Origin of the sequence: Dissulfurirhabdus thermomarina (assembly GCF_012979235.1) — a bacterium.
GTDB lineage: Bacteria > Desulfobacterota > Dissulfuribacteria > Dissulfuribacterales > Dissulfurirhabdaceae > Dissulfurirhabdus > Dissulfurirhabdus thermomarina.
Genome location: NZ_JAATWC010000008.1, coordinates 57,039 through 81,476, shown reverse-complemented (window position 1 = coordinate 81,476; position 24,438 = coordinate 57,039). Strand labels below are relative to the sequence as shown.

Here is a 24,438-nt window from a genome sequence, read left to right as displayed (position 1 = left end):
CCCTCCCCCTCCCGGCGCCGGTTGCCACCGGGGTCACGCGGCCGTATAAAAAAGAAAAAGGACCGGCCGGGGAACGGCCCGCCCGGCCACCTCCCGGTTCCCATTCCAGCCCCGCCGCCGCAAGGGCCCCCATGACAACGACCCTGGCCCTCCCGCCGCCGGAGCTTTCCGGCGGAGCCTCCCTCGCGCAGGCCCTGGCCGCCCGCCGCTCCGTCCGGGCCTTCGCCCCCGGCCCGCTCCCGCCGGCCGCCCTCTCGCAGCTGCTCTGGGCGGCCCAGGGGATCACCGGCCCCGGCCCCGCCTACCGAACCGCGCCCTCCGGCGGGGCCCTCCACCCCCTGGACGTCTACGCCGTCTCCGGGGAGGGCGGCGTGGCCGGCCTCCCGGCCGGGGTCTACCGCTACCGCCCCCAGGGCCACGAGATCTCCCGCGTGGCGGCGGGCGACCGCCGCCGGGACCTCGCCGCCGCCTCCCTGGGCCAGTGGTGGATGGCGGAGGCCCCCGCCGCCTTCGTGTTCACCGTGGAGTATGCCCGGATCACCGGCAAGTACGGCACCCGGGGCATCCGCTACGCCCTCGTTGAAGCGGGCTGCGCCGCCCAGGGCCTGCTCCTCGCGGCCGTCGCCCTCGGCCTCGGCGGCACCCTCGTCGGCGCCTTCCGGGACGCCGAGGTCCAGGCCGTCCTCGGCCTTCCGCCCCCCCACGAGCCCGTGGCCGTGATCCCCGTGGGGCGCCCGGCCTGACCCGGGCGGGGCCGCCGGCCGGGAGGCGGGGAAGAACCGGGGAGGAAACCCCGGGGCCCGGCTCAGCGCCCCTGCCCGAGCCGAAGCAGGCGCCGCACCGCCGCCTCGTAGAACACCAGGGCACGGCGATGGGCCCGCAGGCCCTCCAGGTAGGCCGCCAGCGCCACGGGATCGTCCAGGTCCTCCGGGTCCGGCGGCAGCCCCAGGGCTCCCCGGCACCGCCCAGAGGCCCCCGGGCACCCGTCCCGGCACCGCCCCTGCCGCCCCCGGCCCCGGTGGCCGGGCGGCGGTGCATCCCTTCCCGGCCGCACCGTGCCCCACCCCCCCTGCGCTCTCCCGTCAAGACCCCGCACGTTGCCTTTTCGAGGACCGGTTGATAAAACGATCCACGACCGGGTCACGAGACGGGCGATTTCGGCCAAAAACTCCAACGAGTCGTCTTCGCCGTCTAGACTAATTCGGACAAGCCGATCATGTCAACCTCTTTTTCGGAAGATCCGACAACCGGCCTCGGCGGCCGCCTTCGCCGCATCCGGAAGACCCTGGGCCTCACCCAGCGGAAGTTTGCTGAACCTATAGGTATATCAGGAAGTTATATTTCAGACATCGAGAAAGGGAAGGCACGCCCCAGCTCGGCCGTCCTCCAGCTCCTGGAGATCCGGTATCGGATCAACCGCGGCTACCTCGTCTCCGGCGACGGGCCGATGTTCCACGAAGCGCCCCCGGCCGGCGACGGAGAACCGGCCGGGGTGCGGGAGGGACCGGCCGCTTCGCCCTACGGCGGGCTCGACCGCCGCGAGGCCCGGCTCCTCCGCCTCTTCCGCGGCCTTTCCCCCCGGCGCCGCCAGGAGGTCCTCGACCACGTGACGGACCTCTTCCTCCTGGAACGAGGCGGCGAGGAGGCCTGAGCCGCCCCTGTTCCCCGCGGCCGGGACGTGGTATCCTCCGTGCCGAAAGGCCTGGTGTCACCCGGGCCGACGGCCATGCACGCGACCCTTCACCCCCACCGCCTCTTCCCGATGCTCCTCGCCGCCGTGGTGCTTGCGGCCGGCGGCTGCCGCCAGGCCCCGCCCGCCGGCGCCAGGGTGGGCCGGCCCGCCCCCGCCTTCACCCTCCTGGACGAGAACGGCCGGGCCCGGCGCCTCGAGGACTTCCGGGGCCGGGTGGTCTTCCTGAACTTCTGGGCCACGTGGTGCCCGCCCTGCCGCAGCGAGCTGCCGTCCCTGGAGGGACTTCGCCGCGCCATGGAGGGGCGGCCCTTCACCATGCTGACCGTGGTGGTGAACGACGACCCGGCCCGGGCCCGCCGGCTCCTCCGGCTCGTGGGCTGCGCCTTCCCGATCCTGGAGGATCCCGGCGGGGCGGCGGCCGCCGCCTACGGCATCACCGGCGTCCCCGAGACCTACATCGTGGGCCCCGACGGCATCCTCCGCGAGAAGGCCATCGGGCCGCGCCACTGGAACGCCCCCGAGGTCCTCGCCCGCCTCGAGGGCTACCTCCCCCCGGGCCCCGGGCCCCGTCCCTGATCCCATGGCCGCGGGGCGGCACCGAGAGCGGTCCACGGGAAGGGAACGGCGCCGGGCCGGGCGGCCGAGGTTCCGCTACAAGGGGAGCATGGCGGCGTGCCTTGCGCTGCTCCTCGCCTTCCTGGCCGCCGTGGACGCCGCCCTGCTGGTCCATCGGCACCGGCTCCTCATCGCCGAGGCCCGCCGGGACGCCGCCCGGGAGGTCGCCCTCATGGGGACGGCGACCCGGGAGGCCCTCCTTCGAAGCGACACCGAAAACGCCGCCCGGCTCCTCGAGCGCTGGGCCTTGGAGCACGACGACATCGCGGCCCTGTCCGCCGTGGCCCCGGACGGCTTCGTCCTCGCCCGGGTCCAAAAGCCCCTCCCCCCGGACCGGCCCACCCTCCGCCTGGACCACGAGGTCCGCGACGGGGACCGCACGCTGGTCCGCCTGGAGATGCAACGGGACCTTGCGGGCCTCCGGGCCGAGCTCTCCCGGTTCGCCCTCCACCTCGGGCTCCGATCCCTCCTGGTGGCGGCGCTCTTCGCCGGAATGCTGTGGCTCGTCCTGCGGGTGACGGCCATGGGCCCGCTGGAAGCCGAGATCACCCGCCGGCAGCAGGCGGAACGACGTTTCCGCGACCTCATCGACCGCGCCCCCGACGCCATGGCCCTGGTGGACCGGCGCGGGCGCCTCGCCTACGTCAACGCCCGGATGGAGATGCTCTTCGGCTACACCCGGGAGGAACTCCTGGGCGCCGACGTGGAGCGGCTCATCCCCGAGCGGTACCGGAACGGCCACCGGCGCCGCGTCCGGGCCTTCCTCGAGGCCCCCGCCCACGTCCCCATGGAGGCCGGCATCAAGACCGTGGGGCTCACCAAGGACGGCCGCGAGTTCCCGGTGGACATCAGCCTCAACCCGGTGGAGACCGAGGAAGGGACCCGGGTCCTCATCGACGTCCGGGACGTGACGGAGCGCCGGGCGGCCGAGGCCGCCCTCGAGCGCGCCTACCGGTACCAGCGGGTGGTGAGCGACATCCTCGCCCACTCCCTGAGGCCGGCCTCCCTCGCCTCCCAGCTCGACTACGCCCTGGAGCGGATCCTCACCCTGCCCGCCATGGCCGAGGAGGGGCGCGCCGCCGTCTTCCTGGCGGAGTCGCCCACCGGGCCCCTGGTGCTCAAGGCCCAGAGGGGCCTCCCCGCGGAGGCCGCGGCGCGCTGCGCGGAGATTCCGCTGGATCGCTGTCTCTGCGGCCGGGCCGCCGCCGAGGACCGGGTCGTCTTCGGCGAGTGCCCGGGCGACCAGGCCGTGGGCCCCTGCCCCGGCCTCGCCCCACACGGCCACTACTGCCTGCCCATCCGGTGCGGCGGCACGGCCGTGGGGGTGCTCACGGTCACGTTGCCGGCCGGCCACTGCCGCGACCCGAGGGAAGAGGCCTTCCTGCGCTCCGTGGCCGACGCCCTGGCGGGCATCGTGGAACACCACCGGGTGGAACGCGAGAAGGCCGAGCTCCGGGATCGCCTCGCGCGCTCGGAAAAGCTCTCGGCCCTGGGCCGCCTGGCCTTCAACGTGGCCCACGAGATCCGAAACCCCGTGACCGCCCTCGGGGGCCTCGCCCGGCGCCTCCACCGCGCCTTCCCCGACGCGACCCGGGAGAAGGACTACACCCGGGTCATCCTGGAGGAGGCCTCCCGCCTGGAGGCCCTCATCGAGGCCCTGGCCGTCTACACGCGGACCACCCCGCTGGAGAAGGCCCCCCTGGACCTGAACGCCCTGGCCCGGGAATCGCTGGAGGAATTCGGGCCCGCCCTCTCCGACCAGGGCATCGAGGTGACCACGGACTTCGGCCGCCTGCCGCCCGCGGAGCTGGACGGCCCCCAGATCCGAAACGCCCTCGACCACCTGGTCCGAAACGCCCTGGAGGCCATGCCGGGGGGCGGCCGGCTCACGGTGGCCACGCGTCCCTGCGACATCGGGGGCCAGCCGGGGGTGGAGATCCGGATGGCGGACACGGGGGCGGGGATACCGCCGGATCACCTGGAGCGGATCTTCGAACCCTTCTTCAGCGGCGCCGGGCGCCAGGGCACCGGGCTCGGCCTCTCCATCTGCCGGAAGATCGTGGAGGACCACGGCGGCCGCGTCGAGGTGGAGAACGCGCCGGGAGAAGGAACGGCCTTCGTCCTCCGGCTGCCCCTGGCCGCGGCGGCCGCCGGGGAGGCGGCCCGGTGACCGCGCCGGGGGGCGTCCCCCCGGTGCTCTCCGCCGATGCCCTCCGCCGCCTGCGGCGGGAGGCGGCCCTTCGGCTGGCGGAGCTCGCCGCCCTCTACGCGGAGTTGCCCGCCACCCGCTGCCGCCGCCGGGCCCGTTGCTGCGCCCTCCTGCCGGCGGCCACCCTCATCGAGGCCCTGGCCGTCCTGGACCGCCTGGCGGCACTGCCCGGCGGGACCCGGCGGCGGGTCACCCGGCGGCTCGTGGAGTGGTTCTTCCGGAACGCGGTGGAGATCCCCGGCTGTCCCTTCCTCGAAGACGGCGCCTGCCTGGTCTACGAGGCCCGCTTCTTCGGCTGCCGGGCCTACGGCCTCTGGTCCCCGGGAAGGTACCGTCGGTTGGCCGAGGCCGACCGCGCCGCCCGGGAGGGCCTCCGGGCGCAGTGGGCCCGGCTGGGGGTGCATCTGCCCCGGGCCGTGACGGGCTTCCACGTCCCGTACTGCCGGGAGGTCCGCGCGGCGGCGGGCACGCTCCCCGGCGACGAGACCCTCCTGGACCTTTCGGAGCGGGTCGAGGCCCTCTCCCGGGCGGCCGGGCCGGCCCACGAGACCTTCCGCACCGTCTTCTACGGTGACTTGGGGTTCCTGGCGGCGGCCCTGGCCCTCGGCCTCGACGGGGCCGTGGCCGGAAAGTTCCACTGGACGCGGGCCGCGGTCCAAGGGCGGGCGGCGGGGCCCGCCCCCCCGGAGGGCGAGATCCCCGATCTCTTCGGCCCCTGAGGGCGGCCTCAACGCCCCGGGATCTGGCGCCGCATCTCCTCGAGGCAGTCGGGGCAGAGACCGTGGGAGAACCTGGCCTCCGTCCGCTTCGACACGTAGGACTCGATCTCCGTCCACGAGGCGGGGTCGGCGGGATCCGCCGCCTCCAGGCGGATCTTCTTGCACCGCATGCAGATGGGGACCAGCCCGTGCAGGGTGGACTTGAACTCGGCGAGCATCCGGGCGTGGAGCACCAGGGCCAGGAAGACGAAGACGGCCCCGAGGAAGAAGACCAGGCTCACGAAGACCTTCCCGAGGATCAGGTGCTCCCGGGCGAAGGCCAGGGCCACCGCCAGGTATCCGGCCAGGAAGAAGACCACGAGGACCCGGAAGGCCTGGAGGAACCGGGTCACGCCCCTGCGGCGGCCCTCCGCCACGTAGGAGACGGCGTCGAAGAGCTCCCGGAGCTTGAAGAGCCCGGCGCACAGGACCCCGGCGCCGGCCAGGATGAGGACCAGGCTCAGGAGGGTCTGCCAATCGATCGCGGTCACCCGCTCCGCTCCCACAGGGAGGCCGTCACCCCCCAGACGGCGTTCATGGCCAGGACCAGGAGCGGGGTGAGGGCGCCGAGTCCCACGCCGAGGACGCCCTTGCCCGTACCGGGGAACACCACGGCGAGCATGGCCGCACTGGGGGCCAGGCCGAAGACGAGGCCCCGGGCCACCGGGCGCCCCCGGAGCAAAGGCACCAGGAAGAGCAGCCCCCAGAGGCCGCCCCACACCAGGCGGGGGTAGAGCCAGGCCGCGGTCAGCCTGGGGTGGATGGCCACCCCCATCATGGCGGTGACCCCCGCGCTGCCGAGCAGCCACAGGAGCAGGCTCCCCACCAGGGCGCCCACGGTGCCGCCGGCGTAGGCGGCGCTGATCTTTCGTACGGTCACGGCGGCCTCCCCGAGCGGATTTCCACGGATCTCCCAAAAAGAGTATAGAATGCGGCCCCGGAAGGCAACTCGCCGGGGCCGGGGACGCCCCTCGTCGCCCGGGCTTGCCTTTCCCGGCGGCCGTGGCATCCTAGGGGCCGGCTGGCGCCCGCGCCGGCACGCCGCGTCCCGAGGTATCGCCATGCCGTCCAGCTCCGCAGCCCGCCGGTCTCCGGGAGGGGCCCGCTCCCTCTCCGCCGGGGCGGTGATCGTCCGGCCCGGCGGCGCCGGCCCCCGCTACCTCCTCCTCCGCGCCTTCGGCTACTGGGACTTCCCGAAGGGCCTCGTGGAACCCGGGGAGACCCCCTTCCAGGCGGCCCTGCGGGAGATCCGGGAAGAGACCGGCCTGGAAGACCTGGAATTCCCCTGGGGCGAGGCCTGCCGCGAGACCCCGCCCTACGGCCCGGGCAAGGTGGCGCGCTACTACCTGGCCGTCTCCAGGACGGGCGACGTCCACCTACCGGTCAACCCCGAGCTGGGCCACCCGGAACACGACGAGTTCCGGTGGCTCGCCTACCCGGAGGCCCGGGCCCGCCTGGCCGAGCGGGTCCGGCCCGTCCTGGACTGGGCCCACGGCCTGGTGGCGGGGTACACGGGTTGAACCCGCCCGCAAAAGGGGTAAAGATTTCCCCCGCCACGGCCGATCTACAGGGAAAGAGCGCCGCCGGGAGGGGAGCGGCGCCCCGGGAGGAGACACGCCCACGCCATGAACCCCGCCGATCTCGAAAACCTCCTCAACGGATTCAAGATGATGGCCAAGCTGGAGCTGACGCTGGCGGCCCTCTACAAGGCCTGCGCCGCGGCCTGGCCCGAAGAGCGCGACTTCTGGGCCGACCTCGAGGCACAGGAACAGGGCCACGCCCGGAACATCGGGGAGATGGCCCGCCTCGTCACCGAGCACCCGGAACGCTACGAGGGCCACCGGGTCTTCTTCCAGCCCAAGGTCCTGGACCGGATGCTGGCGGACCTCAAGGCACGCATCGACGATGTGGCCGGCGGACGGGCCGACCCGGAGGCGGTGCTCCGGTTCGCCCGCGACACGGAACAATCCCTCATCAACGCCCGCTACGACGAGATCGTCAAGACCGACGACCTCGCCTTCGAACGACTGGTGAAGGACATCGTGGTGGCCAACTACGAGATCCGCCACCAGCTCCACACCCGGCTCGCCGAGGTGCAGGCCGAAAAGCGCCGGCGGATGCTTGAGGAGCTCCGCCCCGGCGACCTCCTGGCGGAGCTTCCGGCGGACCTCTCCCGAGAGACCTTCGAGACCCTGCTGGAGACCGGGGCGTTCCGCCTGGAACGGATCGTCTCGCGGGGCCAGGCGACCCCGGAGGGCCGCTGGCTCGAGTCCGACACCCACGAGTGGGTCATGGTGATCCGGGGACGGGCCCGGCTGGAGTTCGAGGGTGTGGACGCGCCCGTGGAGCTCGGCCCCGGCGGGCACGTCACCATCCCCGCCCGCCGGCGCCACCGGGTGACCTGGACCGACCCCGGCGAACCCACGGTCTGGCTCGCCCTCCACTACGCCTGAGCCCCGGGCCCTCAGGGCCGCCCCCGCCCGCCGAAAGACCTGGAGCCGCCTCCGCGCAGGCGCTCCCGGATGCGCTGCCGCTCCTCCGGGCCCATCCGCAGCCACCGTTCGCGGAGTTGGCGGCGCCGCTCCGGCGGGAGCCGCCGGAAACGCTCCCGGGCGCGGAGCAGCCGCCGCCGCTCCTCGGGCGGCAGCCGTTTGAACCGCCGGAACCGCTCGCGGATCCGCTGCCGCGCCTCGGGCGAAAGCCGCCGCCAGCGCTCGAGCCGCTCCCGGGCCCGGCGCCGCTCCTCCGGGCCCATCCGCAGCCACCGGCGGGCACCCTTCTGGAGCCGCTGCCGGCGCTCGGGCGGAAGGCGATCCCAACGCTGCTCCAGGGGGGCCAGCACCCGCTGTTCCTCCGGGGCCAGCCGGTCCCACGAGACCGCGCCCGCCGCCCCCGCCGCGCCCGGGGCGGCGAGGATCCAACAGGCGGCCAGGAGGCCGGCCAGGAGGCCGCTAGGAAGCCGAGGGGTCTTCATGGCTGTCCCTCCATGCTCCATGGTCTTCGGGCAGATCCATCCGCTCCACGTCCTCCGGCGCCACCCACTGCCCGTCGTCCGTTTCCCACTCCCCGAGAAACTCCAGGAGTTCCACCGGGGGGGCCTCCCCCTCGCCGCCGCTCCCGGCGGCCCGGGCGGCGGCCCGGGGGCCCCACCCCGCCGCCAGCAAGCAGAGGAGTGCCAGGAAGGCCCTAGCCTGCATCGTCCGTCTCCGCCGCCATCCACGCGTAGAAGTCGAGGTCGGCGTAGAAGTCCAGGGGCTCCGGCGCCGTCACGACCTCGAGGTCTTCCAGGGCCGCCGCCAGCGGGGCGGCCGTCCGGGGCGTCTCCACGCGGAGGACCAGGGCCAGGGCGGCCGCCGCGGCGGCCCCCAGGAGGGCCGCCGCCGGGAACAGGCGGCGGAGATCGAGGAGGAGCCGGCGGGCCGGCCGTTCCCCGGCCAGGGCCCGGCGGCGGGCCCGGTCGAGCCGGGCCAGGGTGGCGGCGTCGATGTCGCGCGCCCCCTGGTCCAGGAGGCGGCGGGTCCTTTCGACGAACCGGTCCGTTTCGTTCCCCTTCATGGCCGGTATGCCTCCAGCCGGCGGCGGAGGGCGTGAACCGCCCTGGAATAGTGTGTCTTCACGCTCCCCTCGGAACAGCCCATGGCGGCGGCGGTCTCCGCCACGCCGAGCCCCTCCCAGGCCCGCAAGAGGAAGGCCTGCTGCTGGCGGAGGGGCAGCTCCCGGATGGCCCGCTCCAGGGCGTCCCGGGCGGCGCGGTCGGCGGCGGCGTCGGACGGGTCGCGTCCGCCGGGGTCCGCCACCTCCTGGAGGGGATCCCCCGCGGCCGCCCCTTCGCCCTCCCGGTCCGGGCCGTGCAGCCAGCGCCGCCAGCGCCGCCGGACCGCCGTGCGCCGGTGCCAGTCGCGGATGCGGTTCTGGAGCACGCGAAAGAAGAGGGGCCGCCACTCGGCCGGCGGGCGCCCGCCGTAGCCCCGGACCAGGGCGAACATGGCGTCCTGGACGATGTCCAGGGCCTCCTCCCGGTCGCCCGTGGCGAAGTGCGCCATCCGAAAGGCCCGGACCTGGACCTCCCCGAGAAACCGATCCAGGGCCGCCCGCCGATCCGGGTCGGCACCTCCCGTCTCCGGCACGCCAAAGGCCTCCTGCATGGCATGCGGCGGCGGGGGCGGCCCGGCCGCCCCCCCGCCACCCTACTCATCGTCGCCGCGGGTGTCACCGATGAATCCGGCGGCGCACTCGCCGCTCGTGCCGCCGGTCGAAACGGCGCTCCACCCGGTCGCCGCGGGCATCGAGCCGCCGGTCGATCCGGTCGCCACGGCGGTCCAAGCGCCGGTCCACCCGGTCACCGCGGGCATCGAGGCGCCGGTCGATCCGGTCACCGCGGCGGTCCAGGCGGTTGGCCAGCCCTTCCCGGCCGTTCTCCCGGGCCCGGTCGGCCCGCTCGTCGAGCCGCCGGTCGATCCGGTCCCCCCGTTCGTCGAGGCGGGCATCCACCCGGTCGCCGCGGGCATCGAGGCGCTGATCGATCCGATCGCCGCGGGCATCGAGGCGCCGGTCGATCCGGTCACCGGCGTCGTCCGCCGCGCGGGCGGAGAGGGCGGGGCCGGCGAGCAGCCCGGCGATCACGAAGGCCATGAGTGTCGTCCGTGTGGTGCGATCCATGTCGTGTCCTCCTTTCGGTTCACTCGAAGGTTTCGCTTCTGTCCTCGTCAACGCACGGGGCGGCCGTCGGTTGACAGCCGCCCCGGGCCGGGGTTTCAAAACGCCTCCTTTCAAGCTATAGTCAGCGGTCCCGGCAGGCAGGAACTGCCGGCCCGGCGGCCTCCGCCGCAGATTCCACGTTGCACGAAGGAGACGATTCCAATGGAACGCACCCTGTCCATCATCAAGCCCGACGGAGTGGAGAAGAAGCTCATCGGAGAGATCATCCGGCGGTTCGAGGCCGCCGGCATCCGGATCGCCGCCATGAAGATGCTCCGCCTCACCAAGGCCGAGGCCGAGGGCTTCTACGCCGTCCACCGCGGCAAGCCCTTCTTCGAGAGCCTCACCGATTTCATGTCCTCCGGCCCCATCGTGGTCATGGTCCTCGAGGGGGAGGACGTCATCCGGAAGAACCGGGAGCTCATGGGCGCCACCAACTACAAGGAGGCCAAGCCGGGCACCATCCGCGCGGACTTCGCCTCGGACATCGAAAAGAACATCGTCCACGGCTCGGACGCCCCCGAGACCGCCCGCACCGAGATCGCTTACTTCTTCAGCGAGATGGACATCTGCTGACTTGGAACGGGACCTCATCCGCCGCATCGCCCGGGCGGCGGAACGCGCCGCCGCCGGCCTGGTCGCCGGCATCGGTGACGACTGCGCCGTGGGGGCGCCCACCCCGGGGCACGTCCTGCTCCTGACCACCGACACCCTGGCCGAGGGGGTCCACTTCCGACTGGAGACCACGGATCCCTTCCGCCTCGGCCGCAAGACCGCCGCCGTCAACCTGAGCGACATCGCCGCCATGGGGGGGCGGCCCCGCTGGGCGCTCCTCTCCCTGGCGGTGCCGGCGGGCCTCGACCCGGCCTTCTGGGATCCCTTCCTCGCCGGGCTCACCGAGCGCCTCGAGGCGTTCGGGGCGGCCCTCGCGGGCGGCGACACGGTGCGGAGCCCCGGCGGCCTGGTCCTCACCCTCGCCCTCGCGGGGGAGGCGGAGCCCGGCCGCGTCATGGGCCGGGCCGGCGCCCGGCCCGGGGACATCGTCTACTGCTCCGGCCCCCTGGGAGAGGCCGCCGCCGGACTCGCCCTCCTCGAGGCCGGCCTCTGCCCGCACCGCCCCCGCCCGGCGGCCTTCCGGCGACTCGTCCGCGCCCAGCTCGATCCGGAGCCGCGCCTCGGCCTCGGCCGGGCGCTGGCCGCCACCGGGGCGGTCACCGCGGCCATCGACCTCTCGGACGGCCTGGCCACGGACCTCGCCCACCTCTGCGAGGCCGGGGGCGTGGGGGCCGAGGTGGACGCCGCCCGCCTCCCCCTCTCCCGGGCCCTCCGCCGGGCCGCCCGCCGCCTGGACCGCCGTCCCCTGGACTGGGCCCTCGCCGGCGGCGAGGACTACGAACTCCTCTGGACCGTCCCCCCGGGGCGGGAAGGCGAGGTCCGCGCCGCCGCCGCACGGGCCCTCGGCCGCCCGCCCCACCGGATCGGCCGCATCGTGGCGGGCCGGGGCGTCCGCCTCCGTGAGGGGGCCCGCCGCCGCGACATCACCTTCACCGGCCATGAACACCGGTTCTGAACCCCGGCCCCGCCGGGCCGAGTGGGGCGATGCCGTCTCCCTCCCCCTCGGCGGGGCCCGGCTCCTCGTCCGCCCCGCCTGGCGCGGCGGGGCCCTGGCGCGGCTGGCGCTCCGACTGGCGCCCGGGGGGCCGCCGCCGCGGTCGCCCCGCGACCGGGATCTCGCCCGCCGCCTGGCGGCGTGGCTCGCCGGCGACCCGGACGCCTTCGGGGGACTCCCCCTGGACCCCGGCGGGACCCCCTTCCAGCACCGGGTCTGGACGGCCGCCCGGGCCATCCCCCGGGGGCGGACCCGGACCTACGGGGCGCTGGCCGGGGAACTCGGCACCGCCCCCCGGGCCGTGGGCCGGGCCCTGGCCGCCAACCCCCTGCCCCTCGTCGTCCCCTGCCACCGGGTGGTGGGGGCCGGCGGCGCCCTCACGGGCTTCTCCGCCGGCCTGCGCCTGAAACGCCTCCTGCTGGACCTCGAGCAGGAGGCCGCCTGAGCCGCCCCCGCGCCCCCGCCGAGGCACCGGTTCCGCCTCCAGGCCCGCCTGGATCCGGCCCTCCGGGACCCAAACCCGCGCGGAACATCGAGAAGGTAAATTGGCCCTTGACAGGCTGTCCCTGCCTCCACAAAATAGGGCGCAGAGGTTTTCTCCAACCACTACATCTTGTGTCTTTTAGCGCATCTTTAGGGGGGAAAATGACATCCAACAAGCCGTCCACCAAGCTCGACTCCGAACTGCCCAAGACCGATCTCCCGCTCAGCGAGAACGCCCTGGTGGTGCTCGCCCGGCGCTACCTCCGGAAGGACAATCGCGGGAAGGTCGTCGAGCGGCCGGAGGACATGTTCCGCCGCGTGGCCCGGACCATCGCCCAGGCGGACCTCCGCTACGACCCCGACGTGGACGTGGACGAGGTGGCCGACTTCTTCTACGGCCTCATGACGGACTTCAAGTTCCTCCCCAACTCCCCCACCCTCATGAACGCGGGCCGCGAGCTGGGCCAGCTCTCCGCCTGCTTCGTGCTCCCCATCCACGACTCCATCGAGAGCATCTTCGACGCGGTGAAGCACACCGCCATGATCCACAAGAGCGGCGGCGGAACGGGCTTCTCCTTCTCCCGCATCCGCCCGGAGGGCGACCGCGTCCAGACCACCCACGGCGTGGCCAGCGGGCCCATCTCCTTCATGACCATCTTCGACGTGGCCACGGAGACCATCAAGCAGGGCGGCACCCGGCGGGGGGCCAACATGGGCATCCTCCGGGTGGACCACCCCGACATCGAGGCCTTCATCACCGCCAAGACCCAGACCGACCGCCTCAACAACTTCAACATCTCCGTGGCCCTCACCGAGCGTTTCATGGAGGCGGTGGAACGCGAGGAAGACTACGGCCTGGTCAACCCCGCCACGGGCCAGGAGGTGGCCCGGATCCCGGCGACCCGGGTCTTCGACACCATCGTGGAATCCGCCTGGGCCAGCGGGGAGCCGGGCATCGTCTACCTCGACCGGATCAACCAGGCCAACCCCACCCCCCACCTCGGGGAGATCGAGAGCACCAACCCCTGCGGCGAGCAGCCGCTGCTCCCCTACGAGTCGTGCAACCTCGGTTCCATCAACCTCGGGCGCTTCGTGGTGGATGGGGCCATCGACTACCCCGCCCTGCGCGAGGCCGTCCACGGGGCGGTCCACTTCCTCGACAACGTCATCGATCTCAACCGCTTCCCCCTGGAGCAGATCCGGGAGATGACCCTCCGCACCCGCAAGATCGGCCTCGGGGTCATGGGCTTCGCCGATCTCCTCATCCAGCTCGGCATCCCGTACAACTCGGCCCAGGCCGGGACGGTGGCCGAGGAGGTCATGGGCTTCATCAACCGCGAGTCCAAGGCCGCCTCGGCGGAGCTGGCCGAACGGCGCGGCAACTTCCCCGCCTACAAGGGCAGCGTCTACGACACCCCCGAGACCCCCTACATGCGCAACGCCACCACCACCACCATCGCCCCCACGGGCACCATCAGCATCATCGCCGGGGCCTCGAGCGGCATCGAGCCCCTCTTCTCCGTGAGCTACGTCCGCAAGGTGCTCGACGGGACGGAGCTGGTGGAGGCCCACCCGCTCTTCGTACAGGCCATGGAAAAGGCCGGGGCCTACTCCGAGGCCCTCCTCGAGCGCATCGCCGAGCGGGGCTCGGTCCAGGGCATGGACGAGGTCCCGGAGGAGATCCAGCGGATCTTCGTCACCTCCATGGACGTGGCCCCGGAGGACCACATCGCGGTCCAGGCCGCCTTCCAGCGCCACACCGACAACGCCGTCTCCAAGACCATCAACTTCCCCGAGTCGGCCACGAAGGACGACATCCGCAAGGCCTACCTCCTCGCCTGGCGCCAGGGGCTCAAGGGCCTCACCATCTACCGCTACGGGAGCCGGCCGGTCCAGGTCCTGAACCTCAAGAAGAAGGAGACGGCCAAGGAGACCGCGGACGCGGCCGCCGCCCCGGGCGGAAAGATCGCCCCCCGCCCCCGCCCGCTCCGGACCCGGGGGGTCACGGAACGGATGCGGACCGGGTGCGGCAACCTCTATGTCACCGTCAACTGGGACGACCAGGACCTCTGCGAGGTCTTCGCCCAGATGGGCAAGGCCGGCGGGTGCGCCGCGTGCCAGATCGAGGCCGAAAGCCGCCTCATCTCCCTGGCCCTCCGGTCCGGGATCCGCGTCCAGTCCATCGTGAAGCAACTGGCCGGCATCCGGTGCCCGTCGCCCAGCTGGCAGGAGGGGCAACAGCTCCTGTCCTGCCCGGACGCCATGGCCAAGGTGCTCGGGCGCATCGCCAACGTGGAGACCCGGGAGAAGGAGACCGCGCTCCTCGCCTGCCCCGAGTGCGGATCGGTGCTCGAACCCGAGAGCGGGTGCCTGCTCTGCCGCGCTTGCGGATTCTCCAAGTGCGATTAAGCTGGATGGACCCGCCGTCACGAGGCCCCGAAGCCTGAGCGAGCGGCCCGGCATGCGCCGGTGGCGGCGCATGCCGGAAGATCGGCATCGCGAGGTGAAGCCCCCGTGTCGACCACCTACACCCTGAAGATCGCCTGCCGGGAGGTGGGCCTGAGCCCGGGCTTCGTCCGCTGCTGCATCCGGGAGGGGCTGGTGGAGGTACGCCGGGTGGGGGGCCGGTGTCTCCTCGACGAGGCGGCGCTTCGGCGGCTCCACCGGATCCGGCGGCTGCGGAAGGACCTCGGCGTGAACCTCGCCGGCATCGACATCATCCTGCGCCTCCTCGACCGGCTGGAGGGCGACCCGCGCCCCGGGGGCGGCGGGCGGGCGCGCCCCCTGGAGGTCCGGCGGGTCCGCGTCCTTGAGGACGACTGACCCGGGGCGGCTGCTCCTCCCGCTGGCCGCCTTCGCCCTGGGCATCGCCCTCGGCCGGTCCTGGCCGGGAGCCGGGGCGTGGGCCCTCGCCGCCGGGATCGGCGGGGGGGCGGAGCTCGCCGCCCTCGCCCGGGGGTTCGGGCCGGCCGATCGGCGCCTCCCCGCCGCCGCGGCTGCCGTGCTCCTCTTCACGGCCCTCGGCCAGGCCGCCTGGAATCACCGGCTGGACACCCTCCGGGCGGCCTCGGCGGACCTCGTGGCCCTCTCGGCCCGTCCCGGCCGCCACGTCCTCACGGGCCAGGTCCTTCGGGCCCCCGTGGCCACGGAGGACGGGGTCCTCGCCCTCGTGGCCGTGGCCGCGCTCCACGACCCCGCCGGTGACCGGCCCCTCCACGGGCGGCTGGCCCTCGCGGTGCGGGGGCTGGCGCCGGAGGACCTCGAACCGGGCGCCTGGATCCGCTTCGCCTGCCGGCTCAAGCCCATCCGCAACCACCGGGCGCCCGGGGCCTTCGACCGGGAGAACCGGTGGGCGACCCGGGACGTCCGGGTGGCCGGCTTCGTGGATCATCCCCTGCGCCTCCTCCGGGCGGCCGCCCCCGCCCCCTCCGGGGCGATCTCCCGGGCCCGCCTCCGGCTCGAACGGACCCGGGCCCGCCTCCTCGGCGCCCTCCGGGCCCGGCTCCCGCAGCCCGCCAGGGGCCTCGCCGTGGCCATGACCCTGGGGGAGAAGGCCGAGCTCGAGCCGGCGGTCCGGGAGGCCTTCGCCCGGACCGGCATCGGGCACCTGCTCGCGGTCTCGGGCCTGCACCTCGCCATGGTGGCGCTCTTCGCGGGCGGGGGGCTCGCCTGGTGCCTCCGGCGCTCCCGCTGGTGCCTGGAGCATCTCCACCTCCGGAAGACGGCGACGGCGGCGGCCCTGGCGGCGGCGGCCGCCTACGCGGGTCTCGCCGGCTTCAGCCCCTCGGCCCTCCGGGCCCTCCTCATGGTGGGGGCCTTCGGGACGGCGCTCCTGGCCGACCGGCCCCAGGCCCCCCTGAACGCCCTGGCCCTGGCCGGCTGGGGGCTGCTCCTCCTCGACCCCTGCTACCTCTTCGACGTCTCCTTCCAGCTCTCCTTCGCCGCGGTCTTCTTCCTGGTGCTGGCCGCGCCGCTCCTTGGAGGCGCCGGCGGCGACGCGGACGAGACCCCGGGATGGTTCCGGCGGCGGGCCCGGGCCTGCGTCCTGGTCACCCTGGTGGCCACGGCGGCCACGGCCCCCCTGGTGGCCTGGCACTTCCAGCGCTTCTCCCCCCTGGGCCTCGCGGCCAACCTGGCGGCGGTCCCGGTGGTGGGCGGCCTCGTGCTCCCGGCCCTCCTCCTCGCCGCCCTCCTGTGGCCCGTGGCGCCGGGCGCGGCGGCCCTCGCATGGAAGGGCCTCGCCCCGGTGCTCTCCGCCGTCGCCGCTCTGGTGGAACGGGCCGCCGCCCTGCCGGGGGCCGCCGCCTGGATCCCCCGGCCGGGTATCCTCCCCGTCACGGCCTACGCCGCCCTCCTGGCGGCGGGGCTCGTGGCCCTCGGCCGGGGCGCGCGGCGGCGGGGCGCGATCTCCCTGGCCGGCGCCCTCCTCCTCGCCGCCGGCTGGGCCGCGGGCGCCCCGAACCCGGCCGGGCGCGACCTCGTCCTCCACGTCCTGGACGTGGGCCAGGGGACCAGCCAGGTGGTGGAACTGCCCGGCGGGAAGGTCGTGGTGGTGGACGGGGGCGGCCGGCGCGGGACGGCCTACGACATGGGGGCCCGGGTGGTGGCCCCCTTCCTCCGCACCCTCGGCCGGACGCGGATCGACGTCCTGGTGGCCTCGCACCCGGAGGCGGACCACGTGGGCGGGCTCCCGGCCCTGGTGGAACAGTTCGATGTGGGGGAGATCTGGGCCAACGGGGACCGATCCCGGGACGAGACCTGGCGGCTCCTCATGGAGGCGGCGGCGGCCCGGAAGGTCCCCGTCCGGGTGTGGCGACGGCCGGGACGGGTCACCCTCGGCGGGGCCGAGGTGGAAGTCCTCCCGGCCGGGGGCTGCAGCCGACGGGGCGGCCGGAACGCCCGTTCCCTGGTCCTCCGGGTGCAGGCGGGCCCGGCCTCCCTGCTCCTTCCGGGCGACATCGACCGGCGGCGGGAGGCGTGCCTCGTCGAATCGGGGCTTCCTCCCGCGGACATCCTGGTGATGCCCCACCACGGAAGCCGCTCCGCCAGCAGCCCGGCCTTCCTGGCCCGCGTCCGCCCCCGGGTCGCCGTCTGCTCGGCCGGCTGGCGGAACGCCTTCGGCCACCCCGCCCCGGAGGTCCTGGCCCGGTACCGGCGGGCCGGGATCCCGGTACTCCGCACCGACCGGAACGGGACGGTCACCGCCCGGTGGGACGGCACCGCCTGGACCGTGACCGGCTCACCCCCGGGCCCCTTCTTCCGGGCGGAGGCGGCGGATCAGGGGGCCGAGCGGGTGGCGTCCACGGCACCCGCCAGCGCCGCCTCGTCCACCTCCGGCGTGATCCGGGTGGCGCCGATCCCCTCCGAGAGCACAAAGTGAACCCGGCCGGCATCGGCCTTCTTGTCGTGCCGGAGGAGCTCCAGGAGGTGCCCGGTCTCGATCCCGTCGGGCACCCGGCGGGGCAGCCCCAGGGCGTCGAGGAGGGCGAGCAGCCGGGCCTCGTCCGCCGGGGGCATGAGCCCCATCTCCACGGAGAGGCGGGCGATCACCGCCATGCCCACGGCCACCGCGGAGCCGTGGGGCAGCCGGTAGTCCGAGGCCGCCTCCACGGCGTGGCCCACGGTGTGGCCGAAGTTCAGGATGCGCCGGAGACCGCCCTCCCGCTCGTCGGCCGCCACCACCTCGGCCTTGATGCGGCAGGAGCGGGCCACCACCTCGGCCACCGTCTCGGGCTCGAGATCGAGGATCTCACGGCCCCGCGCCTCGAGGAGGGCGAAGAGCTCCGGGCTGCGGATCATGCCGTACTTCACCACCTCGGCGAGGCCGTTTCGGAGCTCGGCCGGGGGGAGACTCGCCAAGGCCCCGATGTCGGCGTAGACCCGCCGGGGCTGGTAGAAGGTGCCCACCAGGTTCTTCCCCTCGGGCAGATCCACCCCGGTCTTTCCGCCCACGGAGCTGTCCACCTGGGCGAGCAGCGTGGTGGGGAGCTGGATGCAGGGCACGCCCCGCATGTAGATGGAGGCGAGGAACCCGGCCACGTCCCCCACCACGCCGCCGCCGAGGGCCAGGACGACGCTCCGGCGGTCGCAGCCGAGGGCCACCATGCGCCGGGCCAGGTCCACCACCGTGCCCATGTGCTTCGAGGCCTCCCCGGCGGGGAACGACAGGAGGTCCACCCGGAGCCCCTCGTCCCGGAGGAGCCGCTCGAGGTCGGCCCCCAGGTAGTCGGCCACCGTCTCGTCGGTGACGACCACGTAGCGATGGCCGAGGGGCCGCTCGCGGAGGTCGCCCCCCACCTCGGCCAGGAGCCCCGGGCCGATGAGGATGTCGTAGCTGGCCGCCCCCAGTTCCACGCGGACCCGTTCCCAGGCCGCGCTCAGGTCTCCCATGGTCTTCATGCCTCCTCGTCCTCCCGGAGCAGCCGGCGGAAGCCCGGCTCCTGGGCGGCGAAGGCCTCGTAGGCCAGGGCCTTCAGGTCGTCCCGGATCCGGTCCGGCGCCGGGAGGTAGGGCAGCCGGGGCGCCCGTTCCTCCAGGGGCGGAAGAGGTGCCAGCGCCATCTTCTCCTGGAGCGCCTCCACGGACCCCGCGGCCGTCTCCCCGCCGAGCACCGAGACGGCCTCGGTGCGCCGGTCCAGCTCCTGGATGAAGGCCACGATCTCGTCCAGGGCGAACTTCTCCGTGAACTTCCGGATCTCCTCGTTGATGACCGCCGCCTCCTCCCGGGCCGCCTCCCAGTCGTCGTGGTAGGCGTAGACGTCGCGGAAGAGGCGCCGGTAGCTCTCCTCCACCAGGTGCCAGAACCGCCCCCGGTCCGTCCAGCCGTGGCGGTGGATCCGCCGGAGCAGCCGCCGCCGGATGGTGGGCGACCCGGCCACGTAGGGATCGTAGAAGGGCCGGTCCTCGAACCCCGCCAGCGCCAGGAACCGGTCGATGAGCTCCGGCCGCTGGAGGAGGGTGTACATCCGGGCCAGGTCGCGCCCCACCTTCTCCTCGTAGTCGCGGTTCAAGCGGCGGATCCAGTCCTCGAGGCGCTGCCGGTCCCGCTCGATGACCTTCCGGAAGCCGAAGTACTGCTGGGCGATCTCCTGCTTCACCTGGTAGGCCAGGGCCTGGGCGATGTCCTGGGTCACGGGGCCTCCGGAGAAGGACGGGCGCCGGGCGGCGCGCGGATTCGTGGCCGAAACGGCCATCCTGCACTATTCTACCTGCATGTCCTTCGGCCTGCCACGCGTCCCGGCCCTCGCCCTCCTGTGCCTGCTGGCCGCCGCGGGCGGGTGCGCGGTGCGCCCGGGCCAGGCCCCGCCGGCGCCGGACCGCGCATCCGCCCTCGCCGCCCTGCGCCTTTCGGGCCGGCGGCTCGCCAGCCTCGAGGCCGAGGGCCGCTTCCGGGTCCGGGTCGGCGGGCGGCGCCTGCCCGCCTTCAAGGGCGTCCTCCGGTGGGCCTCGGCGGCCGGGCGCGTGGAGGAACTCCGGCTCACGGGGGTCGGTCCCTTCGGCGGCACCGCCTTCGACCTCCTGGTGGCCCGCGGGTCGGCCTGGCTCTTCCTGCCCGGCGAGGGGGCCGTCTACACCGGCCTCCCGGACGGCGCCCGGCCGGGCGTGCTCCGCGATCTCCTCGCGGCCCTGGTCCACCCGGCGCTCCTCTGGCGCGGCCAGGCGCCGGAGGCCGTCCCCTGCCCCGAGGGGTCCGCCGGCGCCGCGGCCGCCTGCCTGGCGCTCCCGCTCTCCGGACCCGGGGGACTCGCCGCCGTGGACGGGGCCGGCATGGTGACGGCCCTCCGCCTGCCGGGCCTCCGGGCCGACTTCGGGGACCCGGAGCCGCTTCCCGGGATCGGGCCGTATCCCCGGAGCTGGCGCCTGGAACTCCCCGGCCGCGGCCTCCGGGTGGAGGTGGATCTCCACCGCCTCGAACCCAACCACCTCGCGCCGGGGGCGGCGTGCTTCGACCCGGCCCCCTTCCTCCGGCTCCCGACGCGCCCCCTGGCGGAGCTCCTGCGCGGGACGGCCCGGGCGGGGCCCGGCCCCGGGGGGGCCGCCGGCCGCTAGCGCCGCCGCCCCCTCGCCGCGGCGCACGGCCTTTTCACCCCCCGCCCCTTGTGCTAACCTACGCCCCGGCCCGCCGCCGGGCCCCGACCCACGTGACACCGCAGGCAGCTGCGAGAAAGGAGTCCGTTCCATGCCCCAGCGCATCGTCGTCGTGGGCGCCGTCGCCGCCGGCCCCAAGGTCGCCTGCCGGGCCCGGCGCCTGCTCCCCGACGCCCACATCACCCTCATCGACCAGGACGACCTCATCTCCTACGGGGGGTGCGGCATCCCCTACTACGTCTCCGGCGACGTCACCGACGAGAAGGAACTCCGCGAGACCAGCTTCCACGTGCTCCGCGACGCCCGGTTCTTCCGGGACGCCAAGGGCATCGACGACGTCCGCATCCTGACCCGCGTCACCGCCGTCGACCGGAAGGAGAAGCAGGTCCATATCCAGGACGTCCAGACCGGGGAGACCGGCGTCCTCCCCTACGACAAGCTGGTGCTCGCCACGGGCAGCCGGCCCAATGTGCTCCCCGTGGAGGGGCGTGACCTGGACGGCGTCTTCACCATCAGCAGCCTCCACAAGGCCATCGCCATCAAGGAGCGCATCGCCAGGGGCCAGGTGGAGAAGGCGGTGGTCATCGGCGGCGGCGCCATCGGCATCGAGATGGCCGAGGCCCTCACCGACCTCTGGGGCGTCGAGACCACCATCATCGAGTTCATGCCCCAGGTGCTGCCGCGCCTGGTGGACCGGACCCTGGCCCGCATGGTGGAGCACCACCTGCGCGAGCACGGCGTCCAGGTCTTCACCGGCGAGGGCGCCCAGCGCATCGAGGGCGACGGCGGCCGCGTCCGCCGCGTGGTGACCCCGAACCGCACCCTCGAGGCCGACCTCGTCATCATGTCGGCGGGGGTTCGGCCCCGAGGGGAACTCGCCCGGGAGGCGGGGCTCCTCTGTTCGCCCATGGGGGCCATCGTGGTCAACCGCCGGATGCAGACCTCGGACCCCGACATCTACGCCGCCGGCGACTGCGTGGAGACCCTGCACCTCGTCACCGGCAAGAAGGCCTACGCCCCCCTGGGCTCCGTGGCCAACCGGCAGGGACGGGTGGTGGCGGACAACCTGGCCGGGATCCCCAGCACCTTCGACGGCGTGGTGGGGACCTTCATCATGAAGGTCTTCGACATCTGCGTGGGGGCCACGGGCCTCAGCACGGAGGTGGCCCGGGCCGAGGGCTTCGACGCCGCCGAGGGTATGGCGGTCATGTCCGACCGGGCCCACTTCTTCCCCACCCAGGCCCTCATGTTCCTCCAGATGGTGGCCGACCGGCGCAGCCGGCGGGTCCTGGGCGTCCAGGGCGTCGGGGCCATGGGCGACGGGCTCATGGCCCGGATCGACGCCGCGGCGGCGCTCCTCCCCCGCCGGCCCACGGTGGACGACTTCGGTACCATGGAGCTGGCCTACGCGCCGCCCTTCTCCACGGCGGTGGACGTCCTGAACACCGCGGCCAACATCCTCGACAACGTGGTCTCCGGCCGCATCGCCACGGTGGAGATGGCGGAATTCCTCGACTGGATGGACGATCCCGCCCGGCACCCCGAGTGGCTCGTCCTGGATCTCCGCCATCCCCGGGAGGCCGAGCCCTTCCTGAAGCGGTTCCCGGACCGGTGGATGAACATCCCCTACGACGAGGTCCGGCCCCGCCGCGACGAGGTCCCCCGCGACCGGCGCCTCATCCTGGTCTGCAACGCCGGCACCCGGTCCTACGAGATCCAGCGGTTCCTCGTGACCATCGGCATCGACAACACCCTGGTCCTCCCCGGCGCCCTGAACGTGGCCCGCCGCCTCGGCCCCGCCTGGTGGCCCGAGGGCACCGCCGGGGACTAGTCCCGGCGGCCGCCCGCCGGCGCGGTGACACCACCCCCAAAAAAGGAGGGACACCCCATGAAACTCCACCGCCTCGCCGTCCTCGCCCTGGCCGCCTGCTGCATCGCGGCCCCGGCCGCCGCCGAGACCCTCTGCCCGCAGCCGGCCGCGGTCCGAGACAGCCTCCAGAAGGCCTTCAATCGTCCCATGACCCTCCTCTCCATCACCGCCGGTCCCGTGGAGGGCCTCTGCGAGCTCCGGGTGAGCCTGAACGGCGCCAAGCGGGTCCTCTACATCGACAGCGCCGGCCGGCACCTCATCTCGGGCCAGATCTACGACACCGCCACCGGGGAGAACCTCACCCGGACCGCCGTGAATGACCTCAACCGCTTCGGCCCCGGCGAGATGAAGCGCCTCGAGGAACTCGTGGGCTTCCGCTTCGGGAAGGCCGGCGCCCCGGCCCTCTACCTGGTCACCGACCCCCAGTGCCCCTACTGCAAGCGGGCCGAGGCCATCCTGAAGGAGATGGCGGCGGCGGGCGAGGTGGAGGTCCGGGTGCTCTTCTTCCCGCTCTCCTTCCACAAGGGAGCCAAGGAGCAGGCCGTCTCCATCCTGTGCGACAAGAAGGGCCTCGAGGGCCTGGAAAAGGGCTACCGCTCCGACAACCAGTGCCCCGGCGGGAAGCAGAAGGTGGAGGCGACCATCGGATTCCTCCGGGAAAAGGGCATCACCGGGACGCCGACCTACATCTTCCTGGACGGGCGCTTCCACGCCGGGGTGATGCAGCGGGAGGCACTCCGATCCCAGCTGAAATAGGGCGGGACCGCGCGGACGCCCACCTTGACAGGCGGAACCCGCTCAAGGTAGTTTCAGTACTCGGCGCCGCCCGGGCGGCCCGTGCGGAGGGATGGCCGAGTGGTCTAAGGCGGCGGTCTTGAAAACCGCTGTGCCGCAAGGCACCGTGGGTTCGAATCCTACTCCCTCCGCCACAGACATCGAACGGGACGGAGAGGTGACCGAGAGGCCGAAGGTGCTCGCCTGCTAAGTGAGTGTGCGCCCAAAAGCGCACCGTGGGTTCGAATCCCACCCTCTCCGCCATACATAGCCGCGGGAGACCCAGGGAAGCCTCGACTCTTCCCGGACGCCGGGCCGGGGCGGCCGTTCGCGGCGCCCGGCCTTTTGCGATGCGAGGCGGCCCGGCCGGCCCACAGGCCGGGGCACATCTCTTTTCCCCAAAGGAGCCCGTCACGACATGATGCCCAACTTCCTCTTCACGTCCGAGTCGGTCACGGAGGGCCACCCGGACAAGGTGGCCGACCAGATCTCCGACGCCATCCTGGACGCCATCCTCGCCCAGGACAAGAACGCCCGCGTGGCCTGCGAGACCCTCGTGACCACCGGGATGGCCGTCATCGCCGGCGAGATCACCACCGACTGTTACGTGGACATGCCCAAGGTGGTCCGGGGCACCATCAAGGAGATCGGCTACACCGACTCCTCCATGGGCTTCGACTGGGAGACCTGCGCCGTCCTCGTCAGCCTGGACAAGCAGTCGCCCGACATCGCCATGGGCGTGGACCGCAACGGCGACATCGGGGCCGGCGACCAGGGGCTCATGTTCGGCTACGCCTGCGACGAAACCCCCGACTTCATGCCCATGCCCATCTGGTACGCCCACCGGCTGGCCCGGCGCCTGGCCGAGGTCCGCAAGACCGGTGTCCTCCCCTTCCTCCGACCGGACGGCAAGACCCAGGTTACCATCCGGTACCTGGACAGCCGGCCGGTGGCCGCCCACTCCATCGTGGTGGCCGCCCAGCACGAACCCACGGTCTCGGAAAAGGAGGTCAAGGAGGCGGTCATCGAGGAGGTGGTCAAGAAGGTCGTGGACCCGGAGCACCTGGCGGAGACGGAGTTCTTCGTCAACAGCACCGGCCGGTTCGTCGTGGGGGGCCCCCTCGGCGACTGCGGCATGACGGGCCGCAAGATCATCGTGGACACCTACGGCGGCCGCGGCCACCACGGCGGCGGCGCCTTCTCCGGCAAGGACCCCACCAAGGTGGACCGCGCCCCCTCCTACATGGCCCGCTACGTGGCCAAGAACCTCGTGGCTGCGGGCCTCGCCCGCGAATGCGAGGTGCAGGTGGCCTACGCCATCGGGGTGCCCCGGCCCCTGTCCATCAACGTCCGCACCTTCGGGACGGAGGCCATCCCCCAGGACCGGATCGTCCAGATCATCGAGGACAACTTCAGCTTCAAGCCCAAGGACATCATCGAGTACCTGGATCTGCGCCGGCCCATCTTCAAGAAGACGGCCGCCTACGGCCACTTCGGCCGGACGGAGCCGGAGTTCACCTGGGAACGCCTCGACATGGTGGAAAAGCTCCGGGACCAGGCCGGGCTGTAAGCAGCAGAAGGGGAAACCGCTTTCCGCCGGGGCCGGCGGGGAGCTGCAGACGGGGCAGAAAACGGCGGCGG

27 protein-coding genes and 2 tRNA genes are annotated in these 24,438 nt (G+C 73.6%); 19 read left to right on the top strand and 10 right to left on the bottom strand.

What is annotated here, in order from left to right:
* The first annotated feature begins 131 nt into the window (after positions 1-131).
* The gene (locus HCU62_RS09390; protein WP_163299478.1) at positions 132-743 is read left to right on the top strand and encodes a SagB/ThcOx family dehydrogenase; all 612 of its coding nucleotides are present in this window, start codon (positions 132-134) and stop codon (positions 741-743) included.
* Between the two features lie 62 nt (positions 744-805).
* On the opposite strand, the gene HCU62_RS09385 is transcribed toward HCU62_RS09390, so the two are convergent.
* Entirely contained in the window at positions 806-1,054 is a 249-nt protein-coding gene (locus HCU62_RS09385) for a hypothetical protein (protein ID WP_169755586.1), read from the bottom strand.
* Positions 1,055-1,216: 162 nt separating this feature from the next.
* On the opposite strand from HCU62_RS09385, the gene HCU62_RS09380 reads away from it, so the two are divergent.
* The 4 genes from HCU62_RS09380 (at position 1,217) to HCU62_RS09365 (ending at position 5,236) form a co-directional block, all read left to right on the top strand.
* Entirely contained in the window at positions 1,217-1,651 is a 435-nt protein-coding gene (locus HCU62_RS09380; protein ID WP_163299022.1) for a helix-turn-helix domain-containing protein, read from the top strand.
* A gap of 75 nt (positions 1,652-1,726) precedes the next feature.
* Complete coding sequence (locus HCU62_RS09375) at positions 1,727-2,269, top strand: TlpA family protein disulfide reductase (RefSeq protein WP_163299023.1); 543 nt, start codon at positions 1,727-1,729, stop codon at positions 2,267-2,269.
* Positions 2,270-2,273: 4 nt separating this feature from the next.
* The gene (locus HCU62_RS09370) at positions 2,274-4,478 is read left to right on the top strand and encodes an ATP-binding protein (protein ID WP_169755585.1); all 2,205 of its coding nucleotides are present in this window, start codon (positions 2,274-2,276) and stop codon (positions 4,476-4,478) included.
* On the top strand, positions 4,475-5,236 hold the full coding sequence (locus HCU62_RS09365) for a YkgJ family cysteine cluster protein (RefSeq protein ID WP_163299025.1): 762 nt from the start codon (positions 4,475-4,477) through the stop codon (positions 5,234-5,236). The genes HCU62_RS09370 and HCU62_RS09365 overlap by 4 nt, the downstream gene beginning before the upstream one ends.
* A gap of 8 nt (positions 5,237-5,244) precedes the next feature.
* Here the strand turns inward: HCU62_RS09365 and HCU62_RS09360 are convergent, their stop codons facing one another.
* Positions 5,245-5,766: a hypothetical protein gene (locus HCU62_RS09360; RefSeq protein WP_163299026.1), complete on the bottom strand. Its 522-nt coding sequence runs from the start codon at positions 5,764-5,766 to the stop codon at positions 5,245-5,247.
* On the bottom strand, positions 5,763-6,155 hold the full coding sequence (locus tag HCU62_RS09355; protein ID WP_163299027.1) for a hypothetical protein: 393 nt from the start codon (positions 6,153-6,155) through the stop codon (positions 5,763-5,765). The genes HCU62_RS09360 and HCU62_RS09355 overlap by 4 nt, the downstream gene beginning before the upstream one ends.
* A 181-nt stretch (positions 6,156-6,336) precedes the next feature.
* On the opposite strand from HCU62_RS09355, the gene HCU62_RS09350 reads away from it, so the two are divergent.
* Entirely contained in the window at positions 6,337-6,795 is a 459-nt protein-coding gene (locus HCU62_RS09350) for a bis(5'-nucleosyl)-tetraphosphatase (RefSeq protein WP_163299028.1), read from the top strand.
* A 105-nt stretch (positions 6,796-6,900) separates the two neighbouring features.
* Positions 6,901-7,728, top strand: a complete 828-nt coding sequence (locus tag HCU62_RS12880; protein ID WP_309474820.1) for a cupin domain-containing protein — start codon at positions 6,901-6,903, stop codon at positions 7,726-7,728.
* Between the two features lie 11 nt (positions 7,729-7,739).
* Here HCU62_RS12880 and HCU62_RS09340 read toward each other — a convergent pair whose 3' ends face one another.
* From HCU62_RS09340 to HCU62_RS09320, 5 genes are all read right to left on the bottom strand, one after another.
* On the bottom strand, positions 7,740-8,249 hold the full coding sequence (locus tag HCU62_RS09340) for a DUF3106 domain-containing protein (protein WP_163299029.1): 510 nt from the start codon (positions 8,247-8,249) through the stop codon (positions 7,740-7,742).
* Positions 8,227-8,472: a hypothetical protein gene (locus HCU62_RS09335; protein WP_163299030.1), complete on the bottom strand. Its 246-nt coding sequence runs from the start codon at positions 8,470-8,472 to the stop codon at positions 8,227-8,229. The genes HCU62_RS09340 and HCU62_RS09335 overlap by 23 nt, the downstream gene beginning before the upstream one ends.
* Complete coding sequence (locus HCU62_RS09330; RefSeq protein ID WP_163299031.1) at positions 8,462-8,830, bottom strand: DUF3619 family protein; 369 nt, start codon at positions 8,828-8,830, stop codon at positions 8,462-8,464. The genes HCU62_RS09335 and HCU62_RS09330 overlap by 11 nt, the downstream gene beginning before the upstream one ends.
* Positions 8,827-9,420, bottom strand: a complete 594-nt coding sequence (locus HCU62_RS09325) for an RNA polymerase sigma factor (RefSeq protein WP_163299032.1) — start codon at positions 9,418-9,420, stop codon at positions 8,827-8,829. The genes HCU62_RS09330 and HCU62_RS09325 overlap by 4 nt, the downstream gene beginning before the upstream one ends.
* A gap of 64 nt (positions 9,421-9,484) precedes the next feature.
* Positions 9,485-9,934, bottom strand: coding sequence for a hypothetical protein (locus tag HCU62_RS09320; RefSeq protein ID WP_163299033.1), 450 nt, complete (start codon positions 9,932-9,934; stop codon positions 9,485-9,487).
* 201 nt (positions 9,935-10,135) lie between these two features.
* Between HCU62_RS09320 and ndk the strand changes: the two genes are divergently transcribed.
* The 6 genes from ndk (at position 10,136) to HCU62_RS09290 (ending at position 17,445) form a co-directional block, all read left to right on the top strand.
* On the top strand, positions 10,136-10,549 hold the full coding sequence (ndk, locus tag HCU62_RS09315) for a nucleoside-diphosphate kinase (RefSeq protein WP_163299034.1): 414 nt from the start codon (positions 10,136-10,138) through the stop codon (positions 10,547-10,549).
* Position 10,550: 1 nt separating this feature from the next.
* Entirely contained in the window at positions 10,551-11,543 is a 993-nt protein-coding gene (thiL, locus tag HCU62_RS09310) for a thiamine-phosphate kinase (protein ID WP_169755584.1), read from the top strand.
* Positions 11,527-12,027, top strand: a complete 501-nt coding sequence (locus HCU62_RS09305) for a methylated-DNA--[protein]-cysteine S-methyltransferase (protein WP_163298355.1) — start codon at positions 11,527-11,529, stop codon at positions 12,025-12,027. Before thiL ends, HCU62_RS09305 begins: the two co-directional genes overlap by 17 nt.
* A gap of 200 nt (positions 12,028-12,227) precedes the next feature.
* Entirely contained in the window at positions 12,228-14,474 is a 2,247-nt protein-coding gene (locus HCU62_RS09300; RefSeq protein WP_163298356.1) for a vitamin B12-dependent ribonucleotide reductase, read from the top strand.
* Between the two features lie 105 nt (positions 14,475-14,579).
* On the top strand, positions 14,580-14,888 hold the full coding sequence (locus tag HCU62_RS09295; protein ID WP_163298357.1) for a chaperone modulator CbpM: 309 nt from the start codon (positions 14,580-14,582) through the stop codon (positions 14,886-14,888).
* Positions 14,875-17,445, top strand: a complete 2,571-nt coding sequence (locus HCU62_RS09290) for a DNA internalization-related competence protein ComEC/Rec2 (protein WP_163298358.1) — start codon at positions 14,875-14,877, stop codon at positions 17,443-17,445. Before HCU62_RS09295 ends, HCU62_RS09290 begins: the two co-directional genes overlap by 14 nt.
* Here the strand turns inward: HCU62_RS09290 and aroB are convergent.
* Positions 17,343-18,464, bottom strand: coding sequence for a 3-dehydroquinate synthase (gene aroB, locus HCU62_RS09285; RefSeq protein ID WP_163298359.1), 1,122 nt, complete (start codon positions 18,462-18,464; stop codon positions 17,343-17,345). The two genes, HCU62_RS09290 and aroB, sit on opposite strands and share 103 nt — an antisense overlap.
* Complete coding sequence (locus HCU62_RS09280) at positions 18,461-19,198, bottom strand: hypothetical protein (protein WP_163298360.1); 738 nt, start codon at positions 19,196-19,198, stop codon at positions 18,461-18,463. The genes aroB and HCU62_RS09280 overlap by 4 nt, the downstream gene beginning before the upstream one ends.
* Before the next feature lie 43 nt (positions 19,199-19,241).
* On the opposite strand from HCU62_RS09280, the gene HCU62_RS09275 reads away from it, so the two are divergent.
* The 6 genes from HCU62_RS09275 (at position 19,242) to metK (ending at position 24,367) form a co-directional block, all read left to right on the top strand.
* Entirely contained in the window at positions 19,242-20,114 is an 873-nt protein-coding gene (locus HCU62_RS09275; RefSeq protein ID WP_163298361.1) for a hypothetical protein, read from the top strand.
* 130 nt (positions 20,115-20,244) lie between these two features.
* Entirely contained in the window at positions 20,245-21,984 is a 1,740-nt protein-coding gene (locus tag HCU62_RS09270) for an FAD-dependent oxidoreductase (protein WP_163298362.1), read from the top strand.
* A gap of 57 nt (positions 21,985-22,041) precedes the next feature.
* Positions 22,042-22,779 carry a DsbC family protein gene (locus tag HCU62_RS09265; RefSeq protein ID WP_163298363.1) on the top strand — a complete coding sequence of 246 codons (738 nt, stop codon included), beginning with the start codon at positions 22,042-22,044 and terminating at the stop codon, positions 22,777-22,779.
* An 85-nt stretch (positions 22,780-22,864) separates the two neighbouring features.
* A tRNA-Ser gene (locus HCU62_RS09260) sits at positions 22,865-22,952 on the top strand.
* Between the two features lie 17 nt (positions 22,953-22,969).
* Positions 22,970-23,061: transfer RNA gene (locus tag HCU62_RS09255), tRNA-Ser, on the top strand.
* A gap of 154 nt (positions 23,062-23,215) precedes the next feature.
* Positions 23,216-24,367 (top strand): methionine adenosyltransferase, encoded by a 1,152-nt coding sequence (gene metK / locus HCU62_RS09250; protein WP_246325421.1) that lies wholly within the window; start codon positions 23,216-23,218, stop codon positions 24,365-24,367.
* Positions 24,368-24,438 lie beyond the last annotated feature (71 nt).

Coding starts and splice junctions, on each gene's coding strand:
- HCU62_RS09390 (WP_163299478.1), top strand. CDS start 132: ATGACAACGACCCTGGCCCTCCCGCCGCCGGAGCTTTCCGGCGGAGCC.
- HCU62_RS09380 (WP_163299022.1), top strand. CDS start 1,217: ATGTCAACCTCTTTTTCGGAAGATCCGACAACCGGCCTCGGCGGCCGC.
- HCU62_RS09375 (WP_163299023.1), top strand. CDS start 1,727: ATGCACGCGACCCTTCACCCCCACCGCCTCTTCCCGATGCTCCTCGCC.
- HCU62_RS09370 (WP_169755585.1), top strand. CDS start 2,274: ATGGCCGCGGGGCGGCACCGAGAGCGGTCCACGGGAAGGGAACGGCGC.
- HCU62_RS09350 (WP_163299028.1), top strand. CDS start 6,337: ATGCCGTCCAGCTCCGCAGCCCGCCGGTCTCCGGGAGGGGCCCGCTCC.
- HCU62_RS12880 (WP_309474820.1), top strand. CDS start 6,901: ATGAACCCCGCCGATCTCGAAAACCTCCTCAACGGATTCAAGATGATG.
- HCU62_RS09340 (WP_163299029.1), bottom strand. CDS start 8,249: ATGAAGACCCCTCGGCTTCCTAGCGGCCTCCTGGCCGGCCTCCTGGCC.
- HCU62_RS09335 (WP_163299030.1), bottom strand. CDS start 8,472: ATGCAGGCTAGGGCCTTCCTGGCACTCCTCTGCTTGCTGGCGGCGGGG.
- HCU62_RS09330 (WP_163299031.1), bottom strand. CDS start 8,830: ATGAAGGGGAACGAAACGGACCGGTTCGTCGAAAGGACCCGCCGCCTC.
- HCU62_RS09325 (WP_163299032.1), bottom strand. CDS start 9,420: ATGCAGGAGGCCTTTGGCGTGCCGGAGACGGGAGGTGCCGACCCGGAT.
- HCU62_RS09320 (WP_163299033.1), bottom strand. CDS start 9,934: ATGGATCGCACCACACGGACGACACTCATGGCCTTCGTGATCGCCGGG.
- ndk (WP_163299034.1), top strand. CDS start 10,136: ATGGAACGCACCCTGTCCATCATCAAGCCCGACGGAGTGGAGAAGAAG.
- HCU62_RS09305 (WP_163298355.1), top strand. CDS start 11,527: ATGAACACCGGTTCTGAACCCCGGCCCCGCCGGGCCGAGTGGGGCGAT.
- HCU62_RS09300 (WP_163298356.1), top strand. CDS start 12,228: ATGACATCCAACAAGCCGTCCACCAAGCTCGACTCCGAACTGCCCAAG.
- aroB (WP_163298359.1), bottom strand. CDS start 18,464: ATGAAGACCATGGGAGACCTGAGCGCGGCCTGGGAACGGGTCCGCGTG.
- HCU62_RS09270 (WP_163298362.1), top strand. CDS start 20,245: ATGCCCCAGCGCATCGTCGTCGTGGGCGCCGTCGCCGCCGGCCCCAAG.
- HCU62_RS09265 (WP_163298363.1), top strand. CDS start 22,042: ATGAAACTCCACCGCCTCGCCGTCCTCGCCCTGGCCGCCTGCTGCATC.
- metK (WP_246325421.1), top strand. CDS start 23,216: ATGATGCCCAACTTCCTCTTCACGTCCGAGTCGGTCACGGAGGGCCAC.